29 protein-coding genes and 1 tRNA gene are annotated in these 24255 nt (G+C 62.3%); 8 read left to right on the top strand and 22 right to left on the bottom strand.

Going from position 1 to position 24255, the window contains the following annotated elements; translation table 11 throughout:
* The first annotated feature begins 1 nt into the window (after window position 1).
* Window positions 2–1282, top strand: coding sequence for a serine--tRNA ligase (gene serS, locus ACK1U9_RS08240; protein WP_003258877.1), 1281 nt, complete (start codon window positions 2–4; stop codon window positions 1280–1282).
* The gene (gene cysG, locus ACK1U9_RS08235) at window positions 1283–2674 is read left to right on the top strand and encodes a siroheme synthase CysG (protein ID WP_108481118.1); all 1392 of its coding nucleotides are present in this window, start codon (window positions 1283–1285) and stop codon (window positions 2672–2674) included.
* Between the two features lie 33 nt (window positions 2675–2707).
* Here the strand turns inward: cysG and ACK1U9_RS08230 are convergent, their stop codons facing one another.
* The 8 genes from ACK1U9_RS08230 to ACK1U9_RS08195 form a co-directional block, all read right to left on the bottom strand.
* Complete coding sequence (locus tag ACK1U9_RS08230; protein ID WP_108481117.1) at window positions 2708–3667, bottom strand: glutathione S-transferase family protein; 960 nt, start codon at window positions 3665–3667, stop codon at window positions 2708–2710.
* A gap of 92 nt (window positions 3668–3759) precedes the next feature.
* Window positions 3760–4764, bottom strand: coding sequence for a glycosyl transferase family protein (locus ACK1U9_RS08225; protein ID WP_449109815.1), 1005 nt, complete (start codon window positions 4762–4764; stop codon window positions 3760–3762).
* Window positions 4761–5096, bottom strand: coding sequence for a TusE/DsrC/DsvC family sulfur relay protein (locus ACK1U9_RS08220; RefSeq protein WP_025339766.1), 336 nt, complete (start codon window positions 5094–5096; stop codon window positions 4761–4763). Before ACK1U9_RS08220 ends, ACK1U9_RS08225 begins: the two co-directional genes overlap by 4 nt.
* On the bottom strand, window positions 5093–5389 hold the full coding sequence (gene tusB / locus ACK1U9_RS08215; RefSeq protein WP_108481325.1) for a sulfurtransferase complex subunit TusB: 297 nt from the start codon (window positions 5387–5389) through the stop codon (window positions 5093–5095). Before tusB ends, ACK1U9_RS08220 begins: the two co-directional genes overlap by 4 nt.
* Window positions 5389–5748: a sulfurtransferase complex subunit TusC gene (gene tusC, locus ACK1U9_RS08210; protein WP_108481324.1), complete on the bottom strand. Its 360-nt coding sequence runs from the start codon at window positions 5746–5748 to the stop codon at window positions 5389–5391. The genes tusB and tusC overlap by 1 nt, the downstream gene beginning before the upstream one ends.
* A gap of 1 nt (window position 5749) precedes the next feature.
* Window positions 5750–6142, bottom strand: coding sequence for a sulfurtransferase complex subunit TusD (gene tusD, locus ACK1U9_RS08205; RefSeq protein WP_046614861.1), 393 nt, complete (start codon window positions 6140–6142; stop codon window positions 5750–5752).
* Window positions 6143–6325: 183 nt separating this feature from the next.
* Window positions 6326–7705, bottom strand: coding sequence for a nucleobase:cation symporter-2 family protein (locus ACK1U9_RS08200; protein WP_013973275.1), 1380 nt, complete (start codon window positions 7703–7705; stop codon window positions 6326–6328).
* A 281-nt stretch (window positions 7706–7986) separates the two neighbouring features.
* Window positions 7987–8658: a Bax inhibitor-1/YccA family protein gene (locus tag ACK1U9_RS08195; RefSeq protein ID WP_046614862.1), complete on the bottom strand. Its 672-nt coding sequence runs from the start codon at window positions 8656–8658 to the stop codon at window positions 7987–7989.
* A 133-nt stretch (window positions 8659–8791) separates the two neighbouring features.
* Between ACK1U9_RS08195 and ACK1U9_RS08190 the strand changes: the two genes are divergently transcribed.
* Window positions 8792–8879, top strand: a tRNA-Ser gene (locus tag ACK1U9_RS08190).
* 196 nt (window positions 8880–9075) lie between these two features.
* On the opposite strand, the gene ACK1U9_RS08185 is transcribed toward ACK1U9_RS08190, so the two are convergent.
* Window positions 9076–9459 carry a hypothetical protein gene (locus tag ACK1U9_RS08185; RefSeq protein ID WP_108481323.1) on the bottom strand — a complete coding sequence of 128 codons (384 nt, stop codon included), beginning with the start codon at window positions 9457–9459 and terminating at the stop codon, window positions 9076–9078.
* A gap of 150 nt (window positions 9460–9609) precedes the next feature.
* On the opposite strand from ACK1U9_RS08185, the gene ACK1U9_RS08180 reads away from it, so the two are divergent.
* A complete protein-coding gene (locus ACK1U9_RS08180; protein WP_181381647.1) occupies window positions 9610–9768 on the top strand; it encodes a hypothetical protein in 159 nt (52 codons plus the stop codon).
* A gap of 105 nt (window positions 9769–9873) precedes the next feature.
* On the opposite strand, the gene ACK1U9_RS08175 is transcribed toward ACK1U9_RS08180, so the two are convergent.
* Together ACK1U9_RS08175 and ACK1U9_RS08170 are read right to left on the bottom strand one after the other, a co-directional pair.
* On the bottom strand, window positions 9874–10059 hold the full coding sequence (locus tag ACK1U9_RS08175; protein WP_108481322.1) for a hypothetical protein: 186 nt from the start codon (window positions 10057–10059) through the stop codon (window positions 9874–9876).
* A 294-nt stretch (window positions 10060–10353) separates the two neighbouring features.
* Entirely contained in the window at window positions 10354–11397 is a 1044-nt protein-coding gene (locus ACK1U9_RS08170; protein WP_085599345.1) for an alpha/beta fold hydrolase, read from the bottom strand.
* Window positions 11398–11604: 207 nt separating this feature from the next.
* On the opposite strand from ACK1U9_RS08170, the gene ACK1U9_RS08165 reads away from it, so the two are divergent.
* On the top strand, window positions 11605–11958 hold the full coding sequence (locus ACK1U9_RS08165) for an SH3 domain-containing protein (protein WP_046614866.1): 354 nt from the start codon (window positions 11605–11607) through the stop codon (window positions 11956–11958).
* On the opposite strand, the gene ACK1U9_RS08160 is transcribed toward ACK1U9_RS08165, so the two are convergent.
* Both ACK1U9_RS08160 and ACK1U9_RS08155 read right to left on the bottom strand, forming a co-directional pair.
* Window positions 11943–12521 carry a cysteine hydrolase family protein gene (locus tag ACK1U9_RS08160; RefSeq protein WP_108481321.1) on the bottom strand — a complete coding sequence of 193 codons (579 nt, stop codon included), beginning with the start codon at window positions 12519–12521 and terminating at the stop codon, window positions 11943–11945. The genes ACK1U9_RS08165 and ACK1U9_RS08160 overlap by 16 nt on opposite strands.
* Window positions 12522–13084: 563 nt before the next feature.
* On the bottom strand, window positions 13085–13990 hold the full coding sequence (locus tag ACK1U9_RS08155; RefSeq protein ID WP_108481320.1) for a LysR family transcriptional regulator: 906 nt from the start codon (window positions 13988–13990) through the stop codon (window positions 13085–13087).
* Window positions 13991–14088: 98 nt separating this feature from the next.
* Between ACK1U9_RS08155 and ACK1U9_RS08150 the strand changes: the two genes are divergently transcribed.
* A complete protein-coding gene (locus ACK1U9_RS08150) occupies window positions 14089–14850 on the top strand; it encodes a sulfite exporter TauE/SafE family protein (protein ID WP_108481319.1) in 762 nt (253 codons plus the stop codon).
* A 1-nt stretch (window position 14851) separates the two neighbouring features.
* On the opposite strand, the gene ACK1U9_RS08145 is transcribed toward ACK1U9_RS08150, so the two are convergent.
* The 5 genes from ACK1U9_RS08145 to ACK1U9_RS08125 form a co-directional block, all read right to left on the bottom strand.
* On the bottom strand, window positions 14852–16276 hold the full coding sequence (locus ACK1U9_RS08145) for a GGDEF domain-containing protein (protein WP_085599334.1): 1425 nt from the start codon (window positions 16274–16276) through the stop codon (window positions 14852–14854).
* A gap of 139 nt (window positions 16277–16415) precedes the next feature.
* The gene (locus ACK1U9_RS08140; RefSeq protein WP_085599332.1) at window positions 16416–18245 is read right to left on the bottom strand and encodes an SLC13 family permease; all 1830 of its coding nucleotides are present in this window, start codon (window positions 18243–18245) and stop codon (window positions 16416–16418) included.
* 126 nt (window positions 18246–18371) lie between these two features.
* Complete coding sequence (locus tag ACK1U9_RS08135; protein ID WP_046614872.1) at window positions 18372–18758, bottom strand: glycine zipper domain-containing protein; 387 nt, start codon at window positions 18756–18758, stop codon at window positions 18372–18374.
* 74 nt (window positions 18759–18832) lie between these two features.
* Window positions 18833–19024, bottom strand: a complete 192-nt coding sequence (locus ACK1U9_RS08130) for a hypothetical protein (protein ID WP_003257401.1) — start codon at window positions 19022–19024, stop codon at window positions 18833–18835.
* 126 nt (window positions 19025–19150) lie between these two features.
* Window positions 19151–19441, bottom strand: a complete 291-nt coding sequence (locus ACK1U9_RS08125; protein WP_046614874.1) for an RcnB family protein — start codon at window positions 19439–19441, stop codon at window positions 19151–19153.
* 114 nt (window positions 19442–19555) lie between these two features.
* Between ACK1U9_RS08125 and ACK1U9_RS08120 the strand changes: the two genes are divergently transcribed.
* Window positions 19556–19906 (top strand): hypothetical protein, encoded by a 351-nt coding sequence (locus ACK1U9_RS08120; protein WP_085599328.1) that lies wholly within the window; start codon window positions 19556–19558, stop codon window positions 19904–19906.
* A 186-nt stretch (window positions 19907–20092) separates the two neighbouring features.
* Window positions 20093–20914 (top strand): class I SAM-dependent methyltransferase, encoded by an 822-nt coding sequence (locus tag ACK1U9_RS08115; RefSeq protein ID WP_046614876.1) that lies wholly within the window; start codon window positions 20093–20095, stop codon window positions 20912–20914.
* Here the strand turns inward: ACK1U9_RS08115 and ACK1U9_RS08110 are convergent, their stop codons facing one another.
* The 4 genes from ACK1U9_RS08110 to ACK1U9_RS08095 all read right to left on the bottom strand — a co-directional run bounded on the left by ACK1U9_RS08110 (window position 20915) and on the right by ACK1U9_RS08095 (window position 24090).
* The gene (locus tag ACK1U9_RS08110) at window positions 20915–21682 is read right to left on the bottom strand and encodes an SDR family oxidoreductase (RefSeq protein WP_046614877.1); all 768 of its coding nucleotides are present in this window, start codon (window positions 21680–21682) and stop codon (window positions 20915–20917) included.
* A 36-nt stretch (window positions 21683–21718) separates the two neighbouring features.
* Window positions 21719–22786, bottom strand: coding sequence for a phosphotransferase family protein (locus ACK1U9_RS08105; protein ID WP_046614878.1), 1068 nt, complete (start codon window positions 22784–22786; stop codon window positions 21719–21721).
* Window positions 22787–23005: 219 nt separating this feature from the next.
* Window positions 23006–23323 carry an SCP2 sterol-binding domain-containing protein gene (locus ACK1U9_RS08100; RefSeq protein ID WP_046614879.1) on the bottom strand — a complete coding sequence of 106 codons (318 nt, stop codon included), beginning with the start codon at window positions 23321–23323 and terminating at the stop codon, window positions 23006–23008.
* 56 nt (window positions 23324–23379) lie between these two features.
* The gene (locus ACK1U9_RS08095; RefSeq protein ID WP_108481317.1) at window positions 23380–24090 is read right to left on the bottom strand and encodes a histidine phosphatase family protein; all 711 of its coding nucleotides are present in this window, start codon (window positions 24088–24090) and stop codon (window positions 23380–23382) included.
* Window positions 24091–24255: the final 165 nt, after the last annotated feature.

The raw sequence follows: 24255 nt of genomic DNA, 5'->3' as shown, positions 1-24255 counted from the left end.
TATGCTCGATTCCAAACTGTTACGCGGCCAACTTCAGGAAGTGGCGGATCGCCTGGCCTCCCGTGGCTTCAGCCTGGATGTCGCGCGCATCGAATCACTGGAAGAGCGCCGCAAGGCGGTGCAGACCCGCACCGAGCAGCTGCAGGCCGAGCGTAACGCCCGTTCCAAGTCCATCGGCCAGGCCAAGGCCAAGGGCGAAGACATTGCGCCGCTGATGGCCGACGTCGAGCGCATGGCCAACGAACTGGCTGCCGGCAAGACTGAACTGGACGGCATCCAGGCTGAACTGGACGGTATCCTGCTGACCATTCCCAACCTGCCGGACGCCAGCGTGCCGGTCGGTGCCAGCGAAGACGACAACGTCGAAGTGCGCCGTTGGGGCACGCCAAAGGCTTTCGACTTCGAAATCAAGGACCACGTCGCCCTCGGCGAAGTCAGTGGCGGCCTGGACTTCGAAGCCGCCGCCAAGCTTTCTGGCGCGCGCTTTGCCGTGCTGCGTGGCCCGGTTGCCCGCCTGCACCGTGCCCTGGCGCAGTTCATGATCAACCTGCACACCGGCGAGCACGGTTACGAGGAGCACTACACCCCGTACCTGGTCCAGGCCCCGGCCTTGCAGGGCACCGGCCAACTGCCGAAGTTCGAGGAAGACCTGTTCAAGATCAGCCGTGAAGGCGAGGCCGACTTCTACCTGATCCCGACCGCCGAAGTTTCGCTGACCAACCTGGTGGCCGGTGAAATCCTCGACGCCAAGCAGCTGCCACTGAAGCTGGTTGCCCACACCCCCTGCTTCCGCAGCGAAGCCGGTGCTTCCGGTCGTGACACCCGCGGCATGATCCGCCAGCACCAGTTCGACAAGGTCGAGATGGTGCAGGTGGTCGAGCCGTCCAAGTCGATGGAAGCCCTGGAAGGCCTGACTGCCAACGCCGAGCGCGTGCTGCAGCTGCTGGAACTGCCATATCGCGTGCTGGCCCTGTGCACCGGCGACATGGGCTTTGGTGCTGTGAAGACCTACGACCTGGAAGTGTGGGTACCAAGCCAGGACAAGTACCGCGAAATCAGCTCGTGCTCCAACTGCGGCGACTTCCAGGCGCGCCGCATGCAGGCCCGCTGGCGCAATCCGGAAACCGGCAAGCCAGAGTTGGTGCACACCCTCAATGGCTCCGGCCTTGCCGTAGGCCGTACCCTGGTTGCCGTGCTGGAAAACTACCAGCAGGCCGACGGTTCGATCCGTGTGCCGGAAGTGCTGAAGCCTTACATGGGTGGCGTCGAGGTTATCCGCTAAATGGATTACCTGCCGCTGTTCCACAAGCTGCAGGGCGGCCGCGTGCTGGTCGTCGGCGGCGGTGAGATCGCCTTGCGCAAGGCGCGCCTGCTGGCCGATGCCGGCGCCGCGCTGCGCGTGGTTGCACCGGACGTCGACGGCCAGTTGGCCGCGTTGGCCCGGGAAGGTGGCGGCGAGGTGCTGGTGCGCGGCTATCTGGCAGCCGATCTGGTCGGTTGCCGGCTGGTGATCGCGGCCACCGACGACCCTGGGCTCAATGCCCAGGTGTCGGCGGATGCGCAGGCCCTGAGCCTGCCCGTCAACGTGGTGGATGCGCCGGCCCTGTGCACGGTGATCTTCCCGGCGATCGTCGATCGTTCGCCGTTGGTGGTTGCGGTGTCCAGTGGCGGCGATGCCCCGGTGCTGGCGCGTTTGATTCGCGCCAAGCTGGAAGCCTGGATCCCGTCCGCCTATGGCGAGCTGGCCGGCCTGGCCGCGCGCTTCCGCGACAAGGTCAAGGCCTTGTACCCGGACGTCAACCAACGCCGAGGCTTCTGGGAAACCGTGTTCCAGGGGCCGATTGCCGAGCGTCAGCTGGCCGGGCAGGGCGCCGAGGCCGAGCGCCTGTTGCAGGCGATGGTCGACGGTGCGCCGGTGCAGCAAGGCGGTGAAGTGTACCTGGTGGGGGCGGGCCCGGGCGATCCGGACTTGCTGACCTTCCGTGCCTTGCGTCTGATGCAGCAGGCCGACGTGGTGCTGTACGATCGCCTGGTAGCACCGGCGATCATCGAGATGTGCCGCCGCGATGCCGAGCGTATCTACGTGGGCAAGCGTCGCGCCGATCATGCCGTGCCTCAGGACCAGATCAACCGACTGCTGGTCGATCTGGCCCAGCAGGGCAAGCGTGTGCTGCGTCTGAAGGGCGGCGACCCGTTCATCTTCGGCCGGGGCGGCGAAGAGATCGAAGAACTGGCCGAGCATGGCATCCCATTCCAGGTGGTGCCGGGCATTACTGCGGCCAGTGGGTGTTCCGCCTATGGTGGGATTCCGCTGACTCACCGCGACCATGCCCAGTCGGTGCGTTTCGTGACCGGGCACCTGAAGGACGGCACCAGCAACCTGCCTTGGCATGACCTGGTGGCGCCGGCGCAGACTCTGGTGTTCTACATGGGCTTGGTAGGCTTGCCGACCATCTGCGCCGAGCTGATTCGCCATGGCCGCGCGGCCAGTACCCCGGCAGCACTGGTGCAGCAGGGGACTACGCGAAATCAACGGGTGTTCACTGGCACACTGGCGGACTTGCCGGACCTGGTGGCCCAGCATGAAGTGCACGCGCCGACCCTGGTGATTGTCGGGGAAGTGGTGCAGTTGCGTGACAAGCTGGCGTGGTTCGAAGGCTCGCAGAACAGCTGAAATTGTGGGGGCCGCTTTGCGGCCCCGACAATCTCAAGCCTGCCAGATCCCCTTGCCTGCCAACCGCTCCCGATCATGCGCAAGGTTGAAGTCCTGCAGTGGCCCCTTGGGCACGATCCCGTTCGGGTTGATGGTCTTGTGGCTCATGTAGTAGTGCTTCTGGATATGCTCCATGTCCACTGTACCCGCCACCCCCGGCCACTGATATAGCTCGCGCAGCCAGTTCGACAGGTTGTGGTAATCGCTCAGGCGCCGCAGGTTGCACTTGAAGTGCCCGTGGTACACCGCATCGAAGCGCACCAAGGTAGTGAACAGGCGCACATCGGCCTCGGTCAGGTATTCCCCGGCCAGGTAGCGATTGCGTCCGAGCAAGTCTTCCAGGTGGTCCAGTTCGTTGAACACTTCGTCAAATGCAGCCTCGTAGGCTTCCTGCGTAGTGGCAAAACCTGCGCGATACACGCCGTTGTTCACCGCAGGGTAGATGCGCTCGTTCAGCGCCTCGATGGCCGGGCGCAGCGGCTGTGGGTACAGGTCGAGCGTATTGTCGGTCAGCTCGTTGAACGCGCTGTTGAAGATGCGGATGATCTCCGACGACTCGTTGTTGACGATGCGTTTCTCTTTCTTGTCCCACAGTACCGGTACAGTTACGCGGCCGGTGTAGTGCGGGTCATCCTGGGTGTAGCGCTGGTGCAGGTACTGCAGCGCGTCGAGGTGGTCACCGCTGGAGCCTTGCTGGCGGTCGAAAGTCCAGCCATGGTCCTGCATCAGCCAGCTGACCACTGACACGTCGATCAGAGGCTCCAGGCCCTTGAGGGCACGGAAGATCAGGGTGCGATGTGCCCATGGGCAGGCCAGCGAGACGTACAGGTGGTAGCGGCCAGCTTCGGGAGCGGGTAGCTGATTGCGGCGTTGGGCGTTTTCGCGTTTGAACGTGCCGTCCTTGCCGTTTTCATACCACTGATCATGCCAGCGGCCGTCGATCAAAAGGCCCATGGTGAGTTCCTCGGAACAAAGTTGTTTGTCGTTGGAGCCTAGTCTAGGGGAAATCGTTCGAATAACTAGCGCAAAGAATGCCCCCTTGTTATCTAGTTATTCGATTGGTTCCGTGCGCTCCAGTAACCACGTGCGGTGGCAAAAGCCTGCTCACGGTCCTGGCCAAGGCCGCGCAAGGCGAAGGCCATGGTCGCGACCACGGCCATTTCACCGTAGCTGTCCTCGGCCTCGCCGCGCCAGACCACCAGCAATTGCTCGGGCTGCAGGCTTGGCGGCTTCACGTGGCGGCGTTCGCTAAGCGCTGGCCATTCCTCGTCCCAGGCTTCGCCGGCAGTGGTGCCGTACAGGTGGCTGATGACATCGGGGTTGACTTCGATCTCGCCGCCATCACCCTTGATCACCACGGCATGATCGCCTAGCAGGCGGCTGGCCTCGCGGTGCACCGCCTGGTAACCGGGGTGGAAGATGCTCTGCAGGCCGCAACGCGCAGCCAGCGGGTTGAGGACCCGGGCCAGCGAATGGATGGGCGACCGCAGGCCCAGGGTGTTGCGCAGGTCGATCATGCGCTGCAACTGCGGCGCCCAGTCCTGCAGCGGGAAAAAGGCCAGGCGCTGCTGGTCCAGGGCCTGGCTGACGGCAGCCCAGTCACGGCACAGCGGGATGTCCAGCAAGGACAGCAACTGCTCGGTGTACAGGCGCCCGGCGGTGTGCGCACCGCCACCGTGCATCAGGATGCGCACGCCATTGTTGGCCAGGCATTTGGCAGCCAGCAGATACCAGGGCAGATGGCGTTTCTTGCCGGCGTAAGTGGGCCAGTCCAAGTCCACGGCGATACGCGGTGCCTGCAGTTGCGCGCGCAGGGCTTCGGTGAAGCCGGCCAGTTCTTCGGCGCTTTCTTCCTTGTGCCGCAGCAACATGAGGAACGCACCGAGCTGGGTGTCTTCGACCTTGTCTTCCAGCAGCAGCGTCATGGCCACGCGGGCTTCGTCACGGGTCAGGCCGCGCGCGCCGCGCTTTCCTTTGCCAAGAATACGCACGAATTCGGCGAACGGATGTTCGGCTGGTGTTTCAAGGGTAAGCGGGCGAGGTGCTGTCATATGCAATTGGTCGGCTTGGGCAGGCCCGCCAGCTTGGCGGCCAGTTTGGCGGGAGTGCCGTTGAACAGGCGGTTGAGGTGCGGGCTGTTGCCCTTGTCCGGGCCCAGTTTGAGGGCCGTGTACTTGATCAGTGGGCGCGTGGCCGGGGACAGCTGGTATTCCTGGTAGAACTGGCGCAGCAGTTCGAGGATTTCCCAGTGGTCTGCCGTCAGCGGGATGCCCTCGCGTGCGGCCAGGGCCTCGGCGGCGGCATGGGACCAGTCTTGCAGGTCGACCAGGAAGCCGTCCTTGTCCAGGGCGATCGCCTGATCGCCAACGTTGAGAGTATTCATAGCCAGCTGTTGACCTTGTCGTAATGCAGCGACAGTTCGACGAACCCGGCGTAATCCACGGCCTTGGCCAGCTCGTTGCCGACCGCGCGGGCCTGCACGTCCTCTTCAAGGGCGAACAGGCGCTGGGCCAGGCCGGCGGCTTGCAGCTGGCGGTGCGGTTCGCTGCCGCTACGCAAGGCATATACCGCATCGCCACACAGCAGCAGGGCGTCGTCGGTGCCGAGCAGGCGCAGGCAGCTGACCAGGCGCTCGTCGCCAAATGGGGAGTGGGCAATAACATGCAGGGTCGTCATCAGAGCGTTACCACCTGGTCGAAACGGGAGATCAGCGCGGTCAGTGCCGCGTCGTCCAGCACTTGCACCGGCAGCGTCAGGTTGTCGGTTGCCAGGCCGCGGCGAGTGAGGCTGTGACTGCACGCGAACAGTTCCTCGACACCGAACATTGGCAGCGCCTGCAAGTTGGCGGCCAGGTTCTTCTGTTGCACGGCGGTGGGCTGCTGGTCCGCAGCGAGCTGGAATACGCCGTCATCGAGGAACAGCATGCCCAGCGGCAGATCGAACGCGCCGCCAGCCAGGGCGATGTCCAGTGCCTCACGGGCCGATGGGCCGTTCCACGGCGCCTGGCGGCTGATGATCAACAAGGATTTGGCCATTTCAGTCGCCTCCGAAGCAGACAAGGCGATCGGCAAGTTGCGCCGCCTCGTGCAGTTGGCCAAGCCCCGACAGTTCCCAAGGCTTGGGCAGGTTCACGGCCTGGCGCTGGTAGCGGTTGGCCTCGGCCTCGTCGAGCACGCCACGGCGCAGGGCGGCGGCGATGCACACCACTGCGTCCAGCTGGTTGGCTGCAATGAAGGCGTGCCATTGGCCGGCGACGTCCAGCTCATCCTGGGGGGTGACCACGTTGGCAGAGGCACTGTGTACCCCGTCCTGGTAGAAGAACAGCCGGGCAATCTCATGCCCGCAGGCCAACACCGCCTCGGCGTAGCGCAGGGCGCGGCGCGAGGAGGGCGCATGGGCCGGGGAGAACACCGCGATAGCGAATTTCATGGATAACTCATGCAAAAGGAATGGTGCCATGATAAAGCAAAAAAGCCCGCGCCCGCTTGTGCATGGCGGGGCGGGCTTTCTGTCCTGAACCAATATCCAGATCTGCGCGACCCCGTGTAGGAGCGGCCTTGCGTCGCGCGGGCTGCAAAGCAGCCCCATGGCCCTAACAGAAGGACGCTAGGCTCAAGCCTGTTCTTTGCTCTCCGGCAAGAACCAGTTCAACACCAGGGCACAGATACCCCCGGTAGCCACGCCCGACTCCAGCACATTGCGAATCGCCGCCGGCATGTGCGCCAGGAACTCCGGCACCTGTGCCACACCCAGGCCGAGGGCCAGGGATACAGCGATGATCAGCAGGGCACGACGGTCCAGGCGAGTGCTGGCCAGGATATTGATCCCCGAAGCCGCAACCGCACCGAACATGACCATGGCCGCACCGCCCAGTACCGGTTCTGGCACCGCCTGGATCACCCCGGCAACGCTCGGGAACAGCCCCAGCAGCACCAGCATCACGGCAATCCACATACCGATATGGCGGCTGGCGATGCCTGTCAGCTGAATCACGCCGTTATTCTGGGCAAAGATCGAGCTCGGGAAGGTATTGAACAAACCGGCCAGCAGCGAGTTGGCTCCGTTGACCAGCACACCGCCCTTGATCCGCTGCATCCACACCGGCCCTTCGACCGGCTGGCGCGACACCTTGCTGGTAGCGGTGACATCGCCGATGGCTTCAAGCGAAGTTACCAGATAGATCACGAGCATCGGGATAAACAATGCCCAGGAGAAGCCCAGGCCGAAGTGCAGCGGCGTCGGCACCTGGAACAGCGCGGCTTCGTGCATGCCGGTGAAATCCAGACGGCCCAGGTAGCCGGCCAGCGCATAGCCGACCGCCAGGGCGATAACGATGGCGCAGCTGCGCATCCACACCACCGGGATGCGGTTTAGGATGACGATGATCGCCAGCACCACGCCCGACAGCAGCAGGTTCTCGCCATTGGCGAAGGTGCCATTGGCCATGGCGCCGAAGCCACCCCCCATACTGATCAGGCCGACCTTGATCAGAGTCAGGCCGATCATCAACACCACGATGCCGGTTACCAGCGGGGTGATCAGGCGTTTGACGAAGGGCAGGATGCGCGACACGCCCATCTCGACGAACGAGCCGGCGATTACCACGCCAAATATGGCTGCCATGACGCCTTCCACCGGCGTACCTTGCTTGACCATCAGCGCTCCGCCGGCAATCAGCGGGCCGACGAAGTTGAAGCTGGTGCCCTGGACGATCAGCAGCCCGGCACCGAACGGCCCGAAGCGTTTGCACTGGACGAAGGTGGCGATACCCGAAATGACCAGCGACATGGAGACGATCAGATTGGTATCACGTGCGGAAACACCCAGCGCCTGGCAAATCAGCAGGCCAGGGGTGACGATCGGGACGATGATCGCCAGCAGGTGCTGCAGGGCAGCCAGCAGGCCGATCAACAGCCTTGGCTTGTCCTCCAGGCCCAGCACCAGTTCATTGGCAGGCGCCGCCGCGCCTGGGCTGTGTTCGTGTGAGCTCATTGCGAAAAGCTGCCCCGGACTAAAAAAGGAGCGCATTCTACGGGGTGATGGCGGATTGGGGTAGAGAAAAGCACGATGGCGGCATGATCGACGACCATTCGCCTTATTATTTGACCTTATGGTCAGTTATTGGGTGCTATCTGCCAATAAACCATCTGTGGGAGCGGGCATGCCCGCGAAGAATGCGACGCGGTGCATGGCACCGGCTTCGCCGGTGTTCGCGGGCTTGCCCGCTCCCACAAAAAAGCCCGCCGAAGCGGGCTTTCTCACGCAGCAATCAATCAGTCATCACGACCCATGATGCCAAACAGCTGCAGCAGGCTGACAAACAGGTTGTAGATCGACACATACAGGCTGATGGTCGCCATGATGTAGTTACGCTCGCCGCCATGAATGATCGCGCTGGTCTGGAACAGGATGCAGACCGACGAGAACAGTACGAAGCCAGCGCTGATCGCCAGTTGCAGGCCGCTGATCTGGAAGAAGAAGCTGGCCACGACAGCACCCAGCAGGACAAAGAAGCCCGCAGTGATGAAGCCGCTGAGGAAGCTCATGTCCTTGCGGGTAATCAGCACATAAGCCGACAGGCCGCCGAACACCAGGGCAGTCATGGCAAATGCCGAGCTGACCACCTCGGCGCCACCGGCCATGCCCAGGTAGCGGTTCAGGATAGGGCCGAGGATAAAGCCCATGAAGCCGGTGAGAGCGAAGGTGGATACCAGGCCCCAGACCGAATCACGCAGTTTGTTGGTAAGGAAGAACAGCCCGTAGAAGCCGATCAATACCACGAACACGTTCGGGTAGCCGACGCGCATCTGCTGGGCCACGAAGGCCATGACACCGCTGAAGGCGAGAGTGAGCGCCAGCAGGCTGTACGTGTTGCGCAGGACCTTGCTGATCTCCTGCTGCTCGACCTGCTGGCCGTGGTGTACGGCGTAATCCTGTTCGCGCATGGCGACACTCCTTGGTAAACCTGTGGTTTCAAACGTTCAGATGCTAGGAGTCTATCAGAGCTCCCGCAACCCGCGACACAGAGAGTTTGACAGCTTGTTTCATTACGGTATTATGGCGGCCGCAAAACGAGCTGGAAGCGTGGCCGAGTGGTTTAAGGCAACGGTCTTGAAAACCGTCGATGGGCAACTATCCTAGAGTTCGAATCTCTACGCTTCCGCCACATTCAAAGCCCTGATTATTCAGGGCTTTTTGCGTTTTTGGGGCATAGGAAACCATCGATGGGAATGGTTTGTTTCGGCGCTTCCGATACTTCCTGCTTGGTCGGTTTCGCCAAGGCTCCAACTTACCTGGCTTCATCCCATTCTTACAGGCACGAAAAAGCCCGCCAAGGCGGGCTCCTCGCTTGCTACTGAGCGCTAGCCGCAGCCTCTCAAGCCAAATTGCATTACTGACAACTGCGCGGAAATCTGATCCGTAGGCTGGACCCAAACCTTGTCTCCCACCGTTTCCATACGGTAGTTAATGGAAATAACGCTGTCGTTCCTCCCGGTAATGTAAAGAACGGCGGATCCCTTCATGCCAAGCAGTCCGTCAGTATCAAGGGCGACCGAGTCGATTCTGGCCACGGACCTGCAAGTGGCATTCATCTGCCCAAGATTGGTGACGATTTGTGAGCCCAGCTGGCGGACCAGGTCCTCCCCAGTCTTTTCAAAGTCTGCGTGCCTCTTCCATTCGACAGCTGCATAGCCGGAACCCACGAGCAGAATGATAAAAACACCAAGCTTTTTGATACGTGACACGGGTGATCCCGATAGATGTAATGTGGCTACGAAATGTGGGGCAAATCAGACTAGATAGGCGTTCCACGCCAGCAGCATCCAGAACTGGATACAGGTTACGTCCAGGCGGATGAGCCGATCCTTGTGCCCGGTGTTCTACGAGATTTCGAAATGCTCCACATCAGTGGCCTGCAGGCGTTTGATGCAGGCGTGGTCATCCTAGTAGAAGAGGTAGATCCCGTCACCTACAAAACCGCGGACGTTGATGTTCAAGATCCGTGGCACAGCGCGCAGGTGGGTAATATTCTGCAGAGATTGCGTAAAGCTTGAACTCTGCACTGTACCTGTGGGAGCGGCATCCAGCCGCGAACACCAGCGCGGCCGGAGCCATACACCGCTTTGCATTCTTCGCGGGCATGCCCGCTCCCGCAGGTTTTATTGCAGGGTCACTGGCTTCATGTCATCCGGTAATTGACGAATAGCTGCCTCTATCCGCTCGATCGGTGCTGCGAGTTCGTCCGCTTCCGTGTCCTTGCCCTCCCTTCTCAGGCGATCGCGCTCAATGCGCATGTTAAGCAAATTCTTCTGCAGCTTCAGGGCCGAGGTATTGAACGGATCCATGCTTTTCTCATGCTGTAGGCTTCCGTGCCGTTGTAGGAAAACTGGACCGTAGCAGCTCGAATTTGCTGGAGAAACTGATGTTTCATACAGGCAAAGCTCACTGCTTCGATTCTTCCTACATTGCGAGGTAAAAAGATCCTACAGGTCGCATTTCAAATCGTGTATTTCAAATCCGCCTCAACACCACGTGGTACCTGGCCGCAATCGGTTTTCGCCTATGCAGGCCCTCGACGCGGCTCAACCCAGGGCCTGCCGTTCTTTTCGAAACCTTATGTAGCAATTGCCGCCGGCAAGCTACAGGTGGTCCGCATCCACCACCGCCTGGGTGAACGCCTGCGGCGCTTCCTGTGGCAGGTTGTGGCCGATACCGCCGCTGATCAGCCGGTACTCGTACTTGCCGGTAAAGCGCTGCGCATAGGCTTCGGCCGGCGGATGCGGGGCGCCGTTGGCGTCGCCTTCCAGGGTGATGGTTGGTACTCCGATACTGGGGAAGTTGGCCAATTTGGCTTCGAGCGGGTCGTAGCGCGTTTCGCCCTGGGCCAGCCCCAGCCGCCAACGGTAGTTGTGCACGGTGATCGCCACCTGGTCGGGATTGTCCAGGGCCTTGGCGCTGCGCTCGAAGGTGGCGTCGTCGAAGGACCACTTGGGCGAGGCGGTTTGCCAGATCAGTTTGGCGAAGGCATGGCGGTTCTTTTCATAACCGGCCTGGCCGCGCGCGGTGGCGAAGTAGTACTGGTACCACCACTGCAACTCGGCACCAGGGGGCAGGGGGGCCTTGGCGGCTTCCTGGCTGCTGATCAGGTAGCCGCTGACAGATACCAGCGCCTTTACCCGCTCTGGCCATAGCGCCGAGACAATGTCGGCGGTGCGTGCGCCCCAGTCGAAGCCGGCAAGCACGGCACGCTGGACATGCAGCGCGTCCATGAAGGCGATCACGTCGCTGGCCAACGCCGAGGGCTGGGCATTGCGTGGGGTTGCCGCAGACAGGAAGCGGGTCTGCCCGTAACCACGTACATAAGGCACCAGCACCCGGTAGCCTTTTGCCGCCAGGGCGGGTGCAACTTGTTCGAAGCTGTGAATGTCATACGGCCAGCCATGCAGCAGGATCACCACCGGGCCGTCGGCCGGGCCTTGCTCTACGTAGGCCACATCGAGCACGCCAGCGTTGACGTGTTTCAGCGGGCCAAAAGCATCCGCCGTTGTGGCGGCTGGCTGGGGCTGCTGTGGTGCAGCCGTGGCCATGTTTGCCGCCATCAGGCCAAGCGGCAGCAGGGCACAGGCGAGCAGCGTACGGCTGAAGCGGTGTGGCAGGGCGGTGGTCGAGTGGCGGACAGGCATCGGGCATCTCCTTGGCGAAACCATCGGGGCAGATCGATGGGTACCAGTAAAGGTGACGGCTGTATCGCAGATGTGTCCGTTGCACCTGCATGAAACGTTCTTGTGTATCACATCTCACTTTACATACATGAAGATACAAATGCCGTACGGCAGAGAGTTTTGCTGCTTCTGCTACGATCGCCAGCTTTCCCGGCCATGGAGAGGCCCATGCATTACGTCGTGATTGAATCTCACCGCAGTGAATACCCGCGGCCCATCCGCTTCGCCAAGGGTACCTTGCTGGACATTGGCCCGCGTTACGAGGGCGAGGCAGGGTGGCAGGACTGGTACCTCTGTACCTGCACCGGCCAGGAACCCGGCTGGGTTCCAGCCCAATTGATCGAGCGGCTCAGCGTCTGCCAGGGCAGGGCGCTGGACCACTATTCGGCGCATGAGCTGGATGTCGACCCGGGGCAGTTGGTGCAGATGGTGCGCCAGCTCAATGGCTGGGTCTGGTGTCGGCGCCATGGCGATGACGAGCTTGGCTGGTTGCCAGAGCAAAAGCTTCAGCGGCTGACCTGAAGTGCCCCATCGGTCAGCACCTGCTCCGTGCACAGGATGCGCGCGTAATCCATAGCCAGGTTGCTCAACGACAACGCATGTACATCCTCCGCGGGCCAAAGCCGTCCTTGCAGGTCGTGCTGGTCAAAGGTAAAGCAGGCATCTTCAACCACCACCACATCGAAACCGAGATTGCCCGCCGAGCGTGCGCTGGCTTCCACGGAGTTGTTGGTAATCACCCCGGCGATGACCAGTGCTTTGATGCTGCGCGCGTGCAGCCATCGCTCCAGGCCGGAGTTGGCGAAGGCATCGGGTACATGTTTGTCGAACACTGTCTCGTTGGCCAGCGGGGTAAATGCGGGCTGGAATTCGCAGCCGGACTGGCCCGGCCAGAACACTGAGTCCACCGACCGGGAGAGGTGGCGCACATGGACCACCGGGCGTCCTGACTGACGCCATGCCGCCAGCAGTTCGCCCATGCGCAGTTCTGCCTCGGGGTTGTTGCGCCGGCCCAGGCGCGGGTGATGGATGCCAACCTGAAGGTCGATCAGCAACAGCGCTGCGTTGGTGGTTAAAGCGGTCACGACGAGATAGCACTCCTTGGGAGGTTCGAGCGATTGCCTTTGGCACAGCGTAGCGTGGATGACCGTAAAAAAAAATTGCAGCAACGCCCTGCCAGTCCATGGCACTGGGCGGTGCCGTGGCCGGGTTGGTGGGGATCGCAGCGCGCCAGTCATTACATCTGATCCGCTTTTTTTCCACAAACCTGAATCTGTAACGGTATCAGCGCTGGCCCGACAATAAGCCCATTCCCGTATCACACTTGTAGAGGTTCCAATGGGCAAGCTCGCGCTATTCCTGGGTGGTTTTTTGCTGCTGACCATTCTGATCGGTATTCTTGGCACCATTCCGCCAAGCTGACGTTCACCACCCCCATCCCTCGCGGCCTGCCTGTCCTCCGGGCGGGCCCTTTCCTCTTTCTTGTTGGCCGATTCACCCTACCCGTTTGTACGATAAGTCGTTCTTTGCACTAGGAAAACTGTCCACAAAAAACGTGGGTAGGTCTGTGGATAAAGTGCTGCAAGCCAAGCCTGTGGCGGGCTCTGTTAAATTGAGCAGAATTTGAACAGTGATTTCAGAGGGTGTTTCAGCAGGCCAGGCCGGCGCGGCGCAGGGCCGCCAGCAGGTCGCGTACCCGTGCCGGCAGTTCGCCGGCTGGGTACACAGCATGCATTTGCGGGTTCTGGCCGTTGCTTGAGGTCAGGCGGTACTGCGGGCATACCCGCACCAGTCGCCCGGCCTTGACTTGTGCTTCGCCGACCCAGGCGGCCAGGCGGGCGATGCCGGCACCGGCCAGGGTACTGTGATACACCGCGTTGCCAGAGTCCAGGCGCAGCCTGGGCCTGGGGCGGAGGCTGGTAATCTGGCCGTCGCGGCAGAAGTGCCAGGCCTTGAGGATGCGCGGGGCAGTGTGCAGGATCAGCGCGTGGCCTTCGAGGTCCTGCGGGTGTTGTGGTGTGCCGGCCAGGGCCAGGTATTCAGGGCTCGCATACAGGTGGCGCCGGTAATCCCACAGCGGGTAGCCGATCAGTTCGCTCGACTGTGGGAATGCACCGCGCACCACGAAATCGAATTTGCCTTGCAACGGGTCCAAGGCCCCGTCGCTGTACTGCACATCCAGGGTTACCTGGGGGTGGCAGCGGGAAAACTCGGCAAGTACCTGCGGCAGAACATGTTCACCCAGTACCTGCGGCACGGCGAAGCGGATCCAGCCTTGTGCGCTGCCACTGAGCGCGGCCAGTTCGTCGGCGGCATCACGTTGCACATCCAGCAAGCGTTCAGCGTGTGGCAGCAGGCGCTCGCCGGCTTCGGTCAGGGTCACGGCATTGGCGTTGCGGTTGAGCAGTTTGTTCCCGGCGTTGTCTTCCAGGGTTTGTACCGCGCGGGTTACCGCGCTGGGGGAGCGCCCCAGGGCGCGGGCGGCGGCGACAAAGCTGCGCTTGTGCGCCACGCTGACGAACGCCTGAATTTCCCGCAACATGTCCAAAGCCATTGCCTACTCCTTATTGCAGTTTTCGCAATACGGCATTTCAACACAAGCGCGGCGCTTTGATTAGCCTTGCAGGCGTCTTCACTGCCTGGAACCGCGTCATGATGGATATCGCTGTGCTTTCCGTGTTCGCTTTCGCCGCTGGGTTGATCGACGCCGCCGTGGGTGGCGGTGGTTTGATCCAGATCCCCGCCTTGTTCAACGTACTGCCCACCGCGCAACCTGCGGCATTGCTCGGTAGCAACAAGCTGGCGTCGGTGTGTGGCACGGCCTTCGCTGCGCGTTCATTCATCCGCAGGGTGACGCTGGACTGGGGGTTGATCGTGCCGGCGGCGCTCAGTGCCTTCATCATGTCGTTCGCTGGTGCCGCCACAGTGTCGCTGGTGCCGCCCAGCGTGATGCGCCCGGCGGTGCTGGTGCTGATCGTGCTGATGGCCATCTACACATTTTGCAAGAAGGACTTCGGCACACTGCACAAACCCGCAAGTATCGGCCGCAAGGAGCAGTGCCTGGCGCTACTGATCGGTGGCGCGATCGGTTTTTACGATGGCCTGTTCGGCCCGGGCACTGGCAGCTTCCTGATCTTCCTGTTCATCCGCTTCTTTGCGTTGGATTTCCTGCACGCCTCGGCGTCGGCAAAGGTGGTGAACATCGCCACAAACCTGGCGGCACTGGTGTTCTTCGTGCCATCAGGCAACGTCCTGTACGCCATCGCCTTGCCCATGGCGCTGTGCAACATCCTCGGTGCGCTGACTGGTACCTGGCTGGCAGTGCGCAAGGGCGCGGGCTTTGTGCGCGGGCTGTTCCTGGTGCTGTTGTGCGTGCTGATCGCCAAGTTGACGTGGGACTTGCTGGCCGCCTAGATCACATCACCTGGCGTTGCAGTTCTGCCTGCTCGACACGGTTGCGGCCATGGGCCTTTGCCCGGTACAGCGCCTGGTCGGCGCGCGCCAGCAGTTCGTCGAGGGTGGGGGCCGGCATGTCGGCGGCGCAGCCGGCCAGGCCGATGCTGACAGTAATCCGCAGGTGCTGCTCGGCTTGCATCACATGCAGGTCCTGCACGGCGCGACGCAAGCGTTCGGCAGTGAACCTGGCCCGGTCTGGCGCCATGCCCGGGAGTACAACGACAAATTCCTCGCCGCCCAGGCGGGCGATCAGTTCGCCATCGTGTAGCTGGTCCTGCAGGGTGCCGGCGAACTGGCGCAGCACCTGGTCACCGACCGCATGGCCGTGGGCATCATTGATCGACTTGAAGTGGTCGATATCCAGCATCATCAGGGTCAGCGGCAGCGCCTGGGCGTGTTGCTGGCGGCTTTCCAGCAGCGTGTTTGCGCGGCGGGTGAAAGCACTGCGGGTGAGCACGCCGGTGAGGTGGTCGATGGTGGCCTGATGCGCCAGGCGGGCCATGAGGCTGCGGTTGGCCTGGCTGACGCAGGCCACCACCAGCGGCCCGAGCACCAGCATGGCGATGCCCAGGCGCGCCGACAGCAGCGTGGTCACCCCGGGCTCGCTTTGCGGAACGCTGAAATGCATGAGGTTTTGCGCCACCGCCACGATCAGCGTGCTGCCGGCGGTGAGTGTCAGCAGCGAGACCAGGAACGGCGAGTACGTCCAGGCACACCACAGCAGCGCGGCAATCGGGAAGGCAATGGCCCCGGGGCCACCGAAGGCAATGCTGAACGCCAGCGAGGCCAGCAGCACCAACAACGGCGCCAGGCGGATGGCCTGGGCACCACCGCGTACCAGGGCGCGTGCCGAGGGAGCCGTCAGCAGCACTGGCAGCACCAGCACGCTGGTGGAAAATTGTTCACTGAACCAGGCCAGCCAGGTGGCGCGCAGGGACTGTTCGAACCACGGCGTGGCCATTACCGCCGCCATGCTGGCCGCCACTATCGCCGCGGCGGCACAGGCGCCGAACACGCTCAGCACGCCGTGGGGGGTACGCATGCGCCGGTGCAAGCGCGGCAAACGCGAGAGCAGTAGCCAGAGGGTGACCACCACGCCCAGGTTGCACAGGTTGAACCACAGGGCCGGTAACCAGGCGCTGCCACACAACAAGTCGGCGCCGACCATGGCCAGCCAGACCAGGGTAAAGCCTGTCGGCGTGGCTTGCCGGGGGTAGCGCAGCAGCACGCCGGCCAGTACCGCATTGACCGGCCAGAACAGCGACAGAGATTCGATCGGGCGGGCCAGGATGCCGCCCAGCGTCAGGGCGAAGGTCAGGCCAAGTAGAACGACGTAGTGCAACAAGCGCGAATGGGCTGGAAAAACCATGGGCTCGACCGGCAAAGCGGAAACGAAATCCAGGACAACGGCTTGAAGCACCTGGGGCGACTGCGCATAAGTGTGTTTCGTCAGGGGACTTGATGTCAATCTGCCGCGATCGGTCGAGATAATACCAAATTGCCTTCATTCGAGACGGGTCACCTCACAGCCCGAAGAACCACGGCACCATCAACACGGTCACCAGCATCACCAGTACGGTGAACGGCACGCCAACTTTGACGAAATCGGCGAAGCGGTATTGCCCTGGGCCCAATACCAGGGTGTTCACCGGCGACGACACCGGGGTCATGAACGCCGCCGAGGCGGCCAGCGCTACGGTCATGGCAAACGGGTAGGGTGACATGCCCAGCTGCGTGGCGGTGCTGACGGCCACGGGTGCCATCAATACTGCAGTGGCCGTGTTGGAGATGAACAGGCCGATCACCGCCGTGACTGCGAACAGGCAGGCAAGGATGGCGCTGGGGCCGGCACCGCCCAGCACGCTGACCAGGCCGCCTACTGCCAGGTCGATGCCACCGGTCTTCTGCAGTGCCTGTGCAAAAGGCAGCATACCGACGATCAGCACCAGGCTTTGCCAGTGGATGGCCCGGTAGGCGCTGTTCATGTCGATGCAGCGGCCTGCGCCCATCAGCAGGCAGCCGATCAGCGCGGCAATCACATTGGGTACCGCGCCGCTGACCATCAGCCCGACCATCACCGCCAGGCTCAGCAACGCCTGTGGTGCGCGGGTGCGGGCCGGCGCGACCAAGTCTATTTCCGCAGGCAGGCTCAGGACCAGGAAGTCCTTGGGCTTGCTTTGCAACTGGCGCACGGCTTTCCACGGGCCAACTACCAGCAGGGTGTCGCCCAGGCGCAGCTTTTCCTCTACCAGCTGTTCTTCGATCGCCACCTGCTCGCGGCGCAAGCCGACCACGTTGAGGTCGAAGCGAGTGCGGAAGGCCAGGTCGAGGATACTCTTGCCGAGCAGTTTCGAACCTGGTGGCAGCATGACCTCGGCCATGCCCAGCTCCTGGGACTGGTCGATGAAGTAGGCGGCCTTGAAGTGCAGCGGCTCCAGTTGCATGGTCTGGCACAGGCTGCGCAGGTCGTCGCGGTTGGCGAACAGGTCGAGCAGCAGTACATCGCCCTGGTGCAGCACGGTGCTGGAGTCGGCGGCGATCACCCTCGTGGTGAACTTGTGCTGGCGCTCGATGCCGATCACGTTGGCGCCATGTCGGGTGCGCAGCTCCAGCTCACCCAGGGTATGACCGATCAGCGGCGAGTGGGGACGGATGCGCAGGCGCCGTTCACGGCCGTTGAGCTTGTAGTCCAGCACCAGGTCCAACAGGGTGCGGCGGCTTTCCACACGGCCGTCCTTGCGCACTTCGCCATTCAGCCAGTGTCGGGTCAACAGCATGTAGCCGATGCCCAGCACCAGCACCACCAGGCCGAACGGGGTGAAACTGAAGAAGCTGAAGCCCACTTCGCCATGGCGCACCAGCTCGCTGTGCACCACCACGTTGGGCGGTGTAGCCACCAGGCTGAGCATGCCGCTGATCAGGCCGGCGAAAGCCAGCGGCATCATCAGGCGGGCGGGCGAAAGCTGCAGGCGTGCGGCGATGCTCAGCACCACCGGAATGAAAATGGCCACCACGCCGGTGGAGCTCATCATTGACCCCAGCCCCGCCACGGCCACCATCAGCAGCACCAGCAGGCGCGCCTCGCTGTTGCCGGCCCGCTCGCTCATCCATTCGCCGATACGGTAGGCAATGCCGGTGCGCACCAGGCCTTCACCGATCACGAACAGGGCGGCGATCAATACCACATTGGGATCACTGAAACCGGCCAGCGCCTGCTCCACGGTGAGGATGCCCGATAGCGGCAGGGCGAGGATCACCAGCAGCGCGACCACGTCCATGCGTGGGCGGTTGATGACGAACAGGGTGATGACGATGGCCAGCAGGCCGAGGACCCAGAGCAGCTCTTGGTTCATGGGGAGGGGGTGTTCCTTCACACGGGGGCACGATAGACAGTAGCAGTCAGTGTGCCGGATTGTGCTGAAGGAGGTGTTGATGTGCTGCAAGAAAAGGGGCTGCACAGCAGCCCCGGAGTCACCCGATCAGTGACGGTGGCGGTGACGGTGCTTGCCATTGTTGTCGCCCAGGTGGTTGCCGATGGCACCACCGGCTGCGCCACCCAGGCCGGCACCCACGGTGGAGCCGGTCCTGCCGCCTACCGCGCCGCCCAGCAGCGAACCGCCGGCCGAACCCAGGCCACCGCCGATGGCGGCTTCGGTACGGTTGCCCTTGCGTGCACCTACCGCACTGCCGGCTGCGCCGCCGAGGCCGGCGCCGATGGCCGCCCCCGTCTTGCCGCCGATCTGTTGACCGACAACGTTACCCAGAACACCACCCAGGCCACCGCCAATGGCGGCGGTACCGTCACCGGCGAAAGCGCCCTGGCACAGCAGCAGGCCGAGGGCAAGGGAAGGCAGAGTCAGACGCATGATACGAACCTCAAAGGAATCATCAGGTTAAGGTGCCGCGCAACAGGCGGCTGGCCAGGGTTGAAAAAGACGCTTCAGCGGTAGTAGCGGTCACCACGATAGCGACGATAGTCATCATCATCGTCGTCACGGTCATGCCGATGGTGGTGGCGATGGTCACGATCACGGTCACGCCAGCCATCGTCGTCGTCATGATAGCGATGGCTATGGCACCCTGCGGTCAGCAGGACAACGGCAATCAGCGAAAGGCTTGCAAGACGGGTCATCACTATATAGGTCCTTGATCCGCAAAGGTTTACGGCACACCTTCTGAGACTGGAAAGGATCCATTTGGTTTCGCTGGCAGGCAAAAATTTGTCGTGCCAGCGATGAGCGGCGGGCAGAGTTTGGAATCAGTGGGTTGGCTGAATCGCCAGAACCACGCCGTTGGTGATCTGCACCAGCACGTAGCGCCCCCCCATGTTTACCCAGTGGCTTTCCTTTTCCGGTGCGGGCAGGCCCTTGGCTTTCCAGTCCTTGATTGCCTGGTCATCCCGTTTGTATTGGTCCGGTGCCTTGTCGCCGACCTTGAGTTCGCGGTTGTGGGTTTCTGGCGCGGTGATGCTTTCTTCGCTGGAGGGAGCTGCGGTAGCAGCGAGAGGCAGGCAGGTAAGGGCGGCGAACAGCAGGTAGTGCAATTTCATGACGATCTCCTTGTGACGGAATGCCTTATCTGCGACAGCCTCCTGCGCGCGACAATTCACTCTCGATGCTTGCCAGTGCTAGAGTCGCCTTCTTTTTTACCCTGAGGATGGAACATGCGTGCGATTCTGCCGATGGCCGTGGCGCTGATGCTGGTCGGTTGTGCTTCTGCGACCATGGAAACGGCCCGCGGCGGCAAGCCGACCGCGCAGCTCGACTCGCACAAGGCGCCGGAACTGGTGGCCCAGTGCATCCAGTTCAGCTGGCAGGAAGAGAAGGTGTTCGGAGACGACGCCAGTGGTTATCTGGAACCACGCAAGCAGGGGGGCTTCACGGTGTATACCCGTGAGGCGGAGGCATTCGTGGATGTGTACCCGCAGGCGGGTGGGGCGCGGGTGGATTACTACGCGCAGAAGAACGACGGTGTGGCCCTGCAGCGCCGGGCGGCGGCGGCGACCTGCCTGTAACGTCAAAACACATTCCCCTGTGGGAGCGGGTTCACCCGCGAATGCGTCGGTACATTCAACACCGCATTCGCGGGTAAACCCGCTCCCACAGTGAACGCACCAGCTTTACAATTTTTAGCAATGCAGTCCTGTCGCAGGGAGATTGGTGGGGGCTAGCATGAGCCCCCACGAATCAAGGAAGACACCATGGACCGCTCATTGCAACTCAACCGCGCCAGCTGGGATGAACGTGCCCCGCTGCACGCTGCTTCCAACGACTACGAAGTCGAACGGCTCGTCCAGCATCCCGAGCGCCTTTCCGAAACCGTACGCTTCGACCTGCCATTGCTCGGCAATATCGACGGGCTCAACGTCGTCCACCTGCAGTGCCATATCGGCACCGATACCCTCTCGCTGGCGCGCCTTGGCGCCAAGGTCTGTGGCCTGGACTATTCCGCGGCTTCGCTGGCCGAGGCGCGTGCGTTGGCCCAGCGCTGTGCGGCACCCATCGCGTATGTCGAGTCCGATGTCTACGCCGCCGACAAGGTGCTGCCGGCTGACACGTTCGACCTGGTCTACACCGGCATTGGCGCGCTCTGCTGGCTGCCTCGCATCGAGCCGTGGGCGCGTACGGTCGCAGCCCTGCTGAAGCCCGGCGGGCGGTTGTTCCTGCGCGACGGGCACCCGATGCTGATGGCGGTCAACGAAGACCACCAGGACCGCCTGCAACTCGAATACCCGTATTTCGAGCACGAAGAACCGACGGTGTGGCACAACGACCAGACCTACGTCGAAACCGAGCAGCGCCTTTCCCACACCGAAACCCATGAGTGGAACCACGGCCTGGGCGAGGTTATCAGCGCCTTGCTGGCCCACGGCCTGCAGCTGACCGCCCTGGTCGAGCACCAGAGCATCCCCTGGGAGGCGCTGCCGGGGCAGATGGTCAAGGGCGATGACGGTGAATATCGCCTGCGCGAGCAGCCCGCACGCCTGCCCCTGAGCTACACCCTGGTGGCAGTAAAAGTCTGATCAGGACAGGTAGCCACCGTCGACATTGAGCGCGGTACCGGTGGTGTAGCTGGAAGCATCGCTGGCCAGGTACAACACGGCACCGGCCATTTCCTTGGGGTCGGCCACGCGCTTGAGCGGGATATGCTGCAGCGCGGCATTGAGAATGGCGTCGTTCTTCACCAGTGCCGAAGCGAACTTGGTGTCGGTCAGGCCCGGCAGCAGGGCGTTGCAGCGAATACCGAACGGCGCGCACTCCTTGGCGAAGACCTTGGTCATGTTGATGACCGCCGCCTTGGTCACCGAATAGATGCCCTGGAACAGGCCGGGCGAAACCCCGTTGATCGACGCCACGTTGATGATGCTGCCGCCACCTTGTTCGCGCATCAGCTTGCCGGCCTCGACTGACATGAAGAAGTAGCCACGGATGTTCACGTCCACGGTCTTCTGGAAAGCACCCGGGTCGGTATCCAGCACGTTGCAGAACTGTGGGTTGGTAGCTGCATTGTTGACCAGGATGTCGAGCCGCCCGAACTGTTCGCGGATGCCGGCAAACACATGCTGGATCTGCTCCAGTTCACCAATGTGGCAAGCCACTGCCGTTGCCTTGCCGCCGGCGGCGATGATGGCTTCGGCCACCTGCTGGCAACCGTCGAGCTTGCGGCTGGACACGATCACGTGGGCGCCTTGCTGGGCCAACAGGTGGGCGATGGCTTCGCCGATGCCACGGCTGGCGCCGGAAACGAAGGCAATCTTGCCGTCGAGGTCGAACAGGTGGGTCTTGGACATGTTTTTTTCCTTGTTATCCGTCGTCGAGGTCGGGGCTCAGAGGCTGGACTTGGCAATGACCTGCAAGGTCATCTGTTCCAGCAAGCGGTTCATGTGGATGAACTGGGCGAAGCGCTTGTCCTGGGTCTGGCCGTGGTAATAGCGGTAGTAGATCTGCTGGACGATGCCGGCCAGGCGGAACAGGCCATAGCAATAGTAGTAATCGAAGTTGTCCAGGCGGATGCCGGCGCGCTCGGCGTAGTAATCGACGAACTGGCGGCGGGTGAGCATGCCCGGCGCGTTGCTCGGCTGGCGACGCATCAGCTGCACCGGCGCCGGGTCGTCGGCCTCGATCCAGTAGGCCAGGCTGTTGCCCAGGTCCATCAGCGGGTCGCCGAGGGTGGCCATTTCCCAGTCCAGCACACCGATGATGCGCATGGGGTTGCCAGCATCGAGGATCACGTTGTCGAAACGGTAGTCGTTGTGCACGATGCCGGGCCGCGGGTGGTCGGCGGGCATTTTCTCGTGTAGCCAGGCGGTCACCTGTTCCCAGCGCGGTGCGTCGGGGGTCAGGGCCTTTTCATATCGGCTGGTCCAGCCCTCGATCTGGCGCTGCACATAGCCTTCCGGTTTGCCCAGGTCGGCCAGGCCGCAGGCGTTGTAGTCCACCTGGTGCAGTTCCACCAGCCGGTCGATGAAGCTCTTGCACAGGGCTTCGGTGCGGTTGGCGTCAAGGTCCAGTTCGGCTGGGATGTCGGAGCGCAGGATGATGCCCTTGACCCGCTCCATCACATAGAACTCGCCGCCGATAAGGCTGCTGTCGGTGCAATGCACATAGGCCTTGGGGCAGTAGGGGAAGCCGCTGTTCAGTTGGTTCAGGATGCGAAACTCGCGGCCCATGTCATGGGCCGACTTGGCCTTCTGCCCGAACGGCGGACGGCGCAGCACGAAGTCGCGGCCTGGGTAGCTGACCAGGTAGGTGAGGTTGGAGGCGCCGCCAGGGAACTGGCTGATGCTCGGCAGGCCATCCAGGCCGGGGATATTGGCCTTGAGGTAAGGGTCGATGACAGCCGCGTCGAGTTCTTCGCCGGGGCGTACCTGGGTGGACTGGTCGGTGAGCGTCATGCGTTTTCCTTATTCTCGATCGCAAGGACTATTGGCTAATCTAATGGTCGGCCGGTGATGGGACAAGCGTGCCAGATGGCATATAGGTGAGGGTGTTGCTGCCTGATCAACTGCCTTGATAAGGCGACTGGCTTGCCGGCATAGGGCCCGAACAGGCGGGCAAAAAAAAACCGAAGCCGGTCAGGCTTCGGTTTTTCGATCATCCGCTATTTCCAGCCCTCAGGACGGGAACAGCTCGCTGAGCTTCATCGACAGCATCATGTCACCTTCGACGCGCAGCTTGCCGCCCATGAATGCCTGCATGCCATCGGTTTCGCCGCTGACGATACCCTTCAGGGTTTCGCTGTCCATCACCAGAGTGCAGTTGGCATCCGGGTTTTCGCCTTCCTGCAGGTCGCAGGTGCCATCCTTCACGATCAGTGCGTAGTGCTTGCCTTCGTCGGTGATGTTGAAGCCGAACACCAGGTCCAGGCCGGCGGCAGCGGATGGGTTGAACTTCTCTTGCATCTTTTTAACGGCATCAGCTACGGAGGTCATGGCGCATTCCTTATAGAGTGATTTACACGTCCCCGCAGGGACACAACAAGCCGGGCTCATCGATAGGTGACAAGCTCCGGCGCCCTCAACAGCTGCACATGGGCCTGGCTGTTGAAGGAGGCCAGTGCCACGTCGCGGCCGCGGAACTTCAGCTGGCTGAGCGACGTGTTGATGATCTGCCAGTTCAGCGCGAACGCCTGGCTGGGGGTAATACGGGTAACCAGGTGGAGCAGGGCGGCAATGGTGCCGCCCGAGGTGAAGATGGCGATATTGTCGCCGCTACCGGCGGCATCCAGTACGCGCTGCAGGCCGCCTTGCACGCGAGCGGTGAACGCCTGCCAGGTCTCCAGGCCATCGTCGGCATGTTCGCCATCGTGCCAGCGCTGCACCATCAGTGCGAAAAGGCGCTGGAACTCGCTGCGGTGCTGTGCGCCATTGCGCAGGATGTGCAGGGCGTCGGGTTCCTGCGGCAGCAGCCCTGGTAACAGCGCACGGATCACCCCATCGGCATCGAACTCATTGAATGCTGCATCGGTCTCAACAGCCGGCACCGGGCAGCCATTGGCGCGCAACGCTTCCAGGGCCAGGCGCGCGGTATCCTGCTGTCGGCGCAGATCGCCTGCCACGCAGCGGTCCAGCCGCAAACCGAGCTGGGCCAGGTGCTCACCCAGGGCCTGGCTCTGGCGCACGCCCACGGGCGAGAGGACATCGTAGTCATCGGCGCCGAAGGAGGCTTGGCCATGTCGGATCAGGTAGAGATTGCCCACGAAAGGTTCCGGCCTGTTGGAGGTTGCTGCGAGGTTAGGATGCGGCACACGGGCTGTCAACGAAAAAACATACAAGCGTTTGAAAAGGTTGTTTGAAAGGTGTTGCCAGCGTTTGCCACGGCTGGCAGCACCTCAGGCGCAACGGTATGCTTGCTACAGTTACGC

Source organism: Pseudomonas sp. XP1, from assembly GCF_053557675.1.
The sequence above is the reverse complement of the archived record's forward strand: the minus strand, read 5'-3'. Positions and strand labels throughout refer to the sequence as shown.

Excerpts from the sequence above, each read along its gene's own strand:
- ACK1U9_RS08130 (WP_003257401.1), bottom strand. The coding sequence starts at position 19,024 with ATGACCCGTCTTGCAAGCCTTTCGCTGATTGCCGTTGTCCTGCTGACC.
- serS (WP_003258877.1), top strand. The coding sequence starts at position 2 with ATGCTCGATTCCAAACTGTTACGCGGCCAACTTCAGGAAGTGGCGGAT.
- tusD (WP_046614861.1), bottom strand. The coding sequence starts at position 6,142 with ATGAAATTCGCTATCGCGGTGTTCTCCCCGGCCCATGCGCCCTCCTCG.
- ACK1U9_RS08170 (WP_085599345.1), bottom strand. The coding sequence starts at position 11,397 with ATGCCTGTCCGCCACTCGACCACCGCCCTGCCACACCGCTTCAGCCGT.
- ACK1U9_RS08125 (WP_046614874.1), bottom strand. The coding sequence starts at position 19,441 with ATGAAATTGCACTACCTGCTGTTCGCCGCCCTTACCTGCCTGCCTCTC.
- ACK1U9_RS08135 (WP_046614872.1), bottom strand. The coding sequence starts at position 18,758 with ATGCGTCTGACTCTGCCTTCCCTTGCCCTCGGCCTGCTGCTGTGCCAG.
- tusC (WP_108481324.1), bottom strand. The coding sequence starts at position 5,748 with ATGGCCAAATCCTTGTTGATCATCAGCCGCCAGGCGCCGTGGAACGGC.
- ACK1U9_RS08105 (WP_046614878.1), bottom strand. The coding sequence starts at position 22,786 with ATGACGCTCACCGACCAGTCCACCCAGGTACGCCCCGGCGAAGAACTC.
- cysG (WP_108481118.1), top strand. The coding sequence starts at position 1,283 with ATGGATTACCTGCCGCTGTTCCACAAGCTGCAGGGCGGCCGCGTGCTG.
- ACK1U9_RS08230 (WP_108481117.1), bottom strand. The coding sequence starts at position 3,667 with ATGGGCCTTTTGATCGACGGCCGCTGGCATGATCAGTGGTATGAAAAC.
- ACK1U9_RS08120 (WP_085599328.1), top strand. The coding sequence starts at position 19,556 with ATGCGTGCGATTCTGCCGATGGCCGTGGCGCTGATGCTGGTCGGTTGT.
- ACK1U9_RS08180 (WP_181381647.1), top strand. The coding sequence starts at position 9,610 with ATGCTCCACATCAGTGGCCTGCAGGCGTTTGATGCAGGCGTGGTCATC.
- ACK1U9_RS08110 (WP_046614877.1), bottom strand. The coding sequence starts at position 21,682 with ATGTCCAAGACCCACCTGTTCGACCTCGACGGCAAGATTGCCTTCGTT.
- ACK1U9_RS08165 (WP_046614866.1), top strand. The coding sequence starts at position 11,605 with ATGCATTACGTCGTGATTGAATCTCACCGCAGTGAATACCCGCGGCCC.
- ACK1U9_RS08100 (WP_046614879.1), bottom strand. The coding sequence starts at position 23,323 with ATGACCTCCGTAGCTGATGCCGTTAAAAAGATGCAAGAGAAGTTCAAC.
- ACK1U9_RS08140 (WP_085599332.1), bottom strand. The coding sequence starts at position 18,245 with ATGAACCAAGAGCTGCTCTGGGTCCTCGGCCTGCTGGCCATCGTCATC.
- tusB (WP_108481325.1), bottom strand. The coding sequence starts at position 5,389 with ATGACGACCCTGCATGTTATTGCCCACTCCCCATTTGGCGACGAGCGC.
- ACK1U9_RS08150 (WP_108481319.1), top strand. The coding sequence starts at position 14,089 with ATGATGGATATCGCTGTGCTTTCCGTGTTCGCTTTCGCCGCTGGGTTG.
- ACK1U9_RS08175 (WP_108481322.1), bottom strand. The coding sequence starts at position 10,059 with ATGGATCCGTTCAATACCTCGGCCCTGAAGCTGCAGAAGAATTTGCTT.
- ACK1U9_RS08115 (WP_046614876.1), top strand. The coding sequence starts at position 20,093 with ATGGACCGCTCATTGCAACTCAACCGCGCCAGCTGGGATGAACGTGCC.
- ACK1U9_RS08225 (WP_449109815.1), bottom strand. The coding sequence starts at position 4,764 with ATGACAGCACCTCGCCCGCTTACCCTTGAAACACCAGCCGAACATCCG.
- ACK1U9_RS08155 (WP_108481320.1), bottom strand. The coding sequence starts at position 13,990 with ATGGCTTTGGACATGTTGCGGGAAATTCAGGCGTTCGTCAGCGTGGCG.
- ACK1U9_RS08195 (WP_046614862.1), bottom strand. The coding sequence starts at position 8,658 with ATGCGCGAACAGGATTACGCCGTACACCACGGCCAGCAGGTCGAGCAG.
- ACK1U9_RS08220 (WP_025339766.1), bottom strand. The coding sequence starts at position 5,096 with ATGAATACTCTCAACGTTGGCGATCAGGCGATCGCCCTGGACAAGGAC.
- ACK1U9_RS08200 (WP_013973275.1), bottom strand. The coding sequence starts at position 7,705 with ATGAGCTCACACGAACACAGCCCAGGCGCGGCGGCGCCTGCCAATGAA.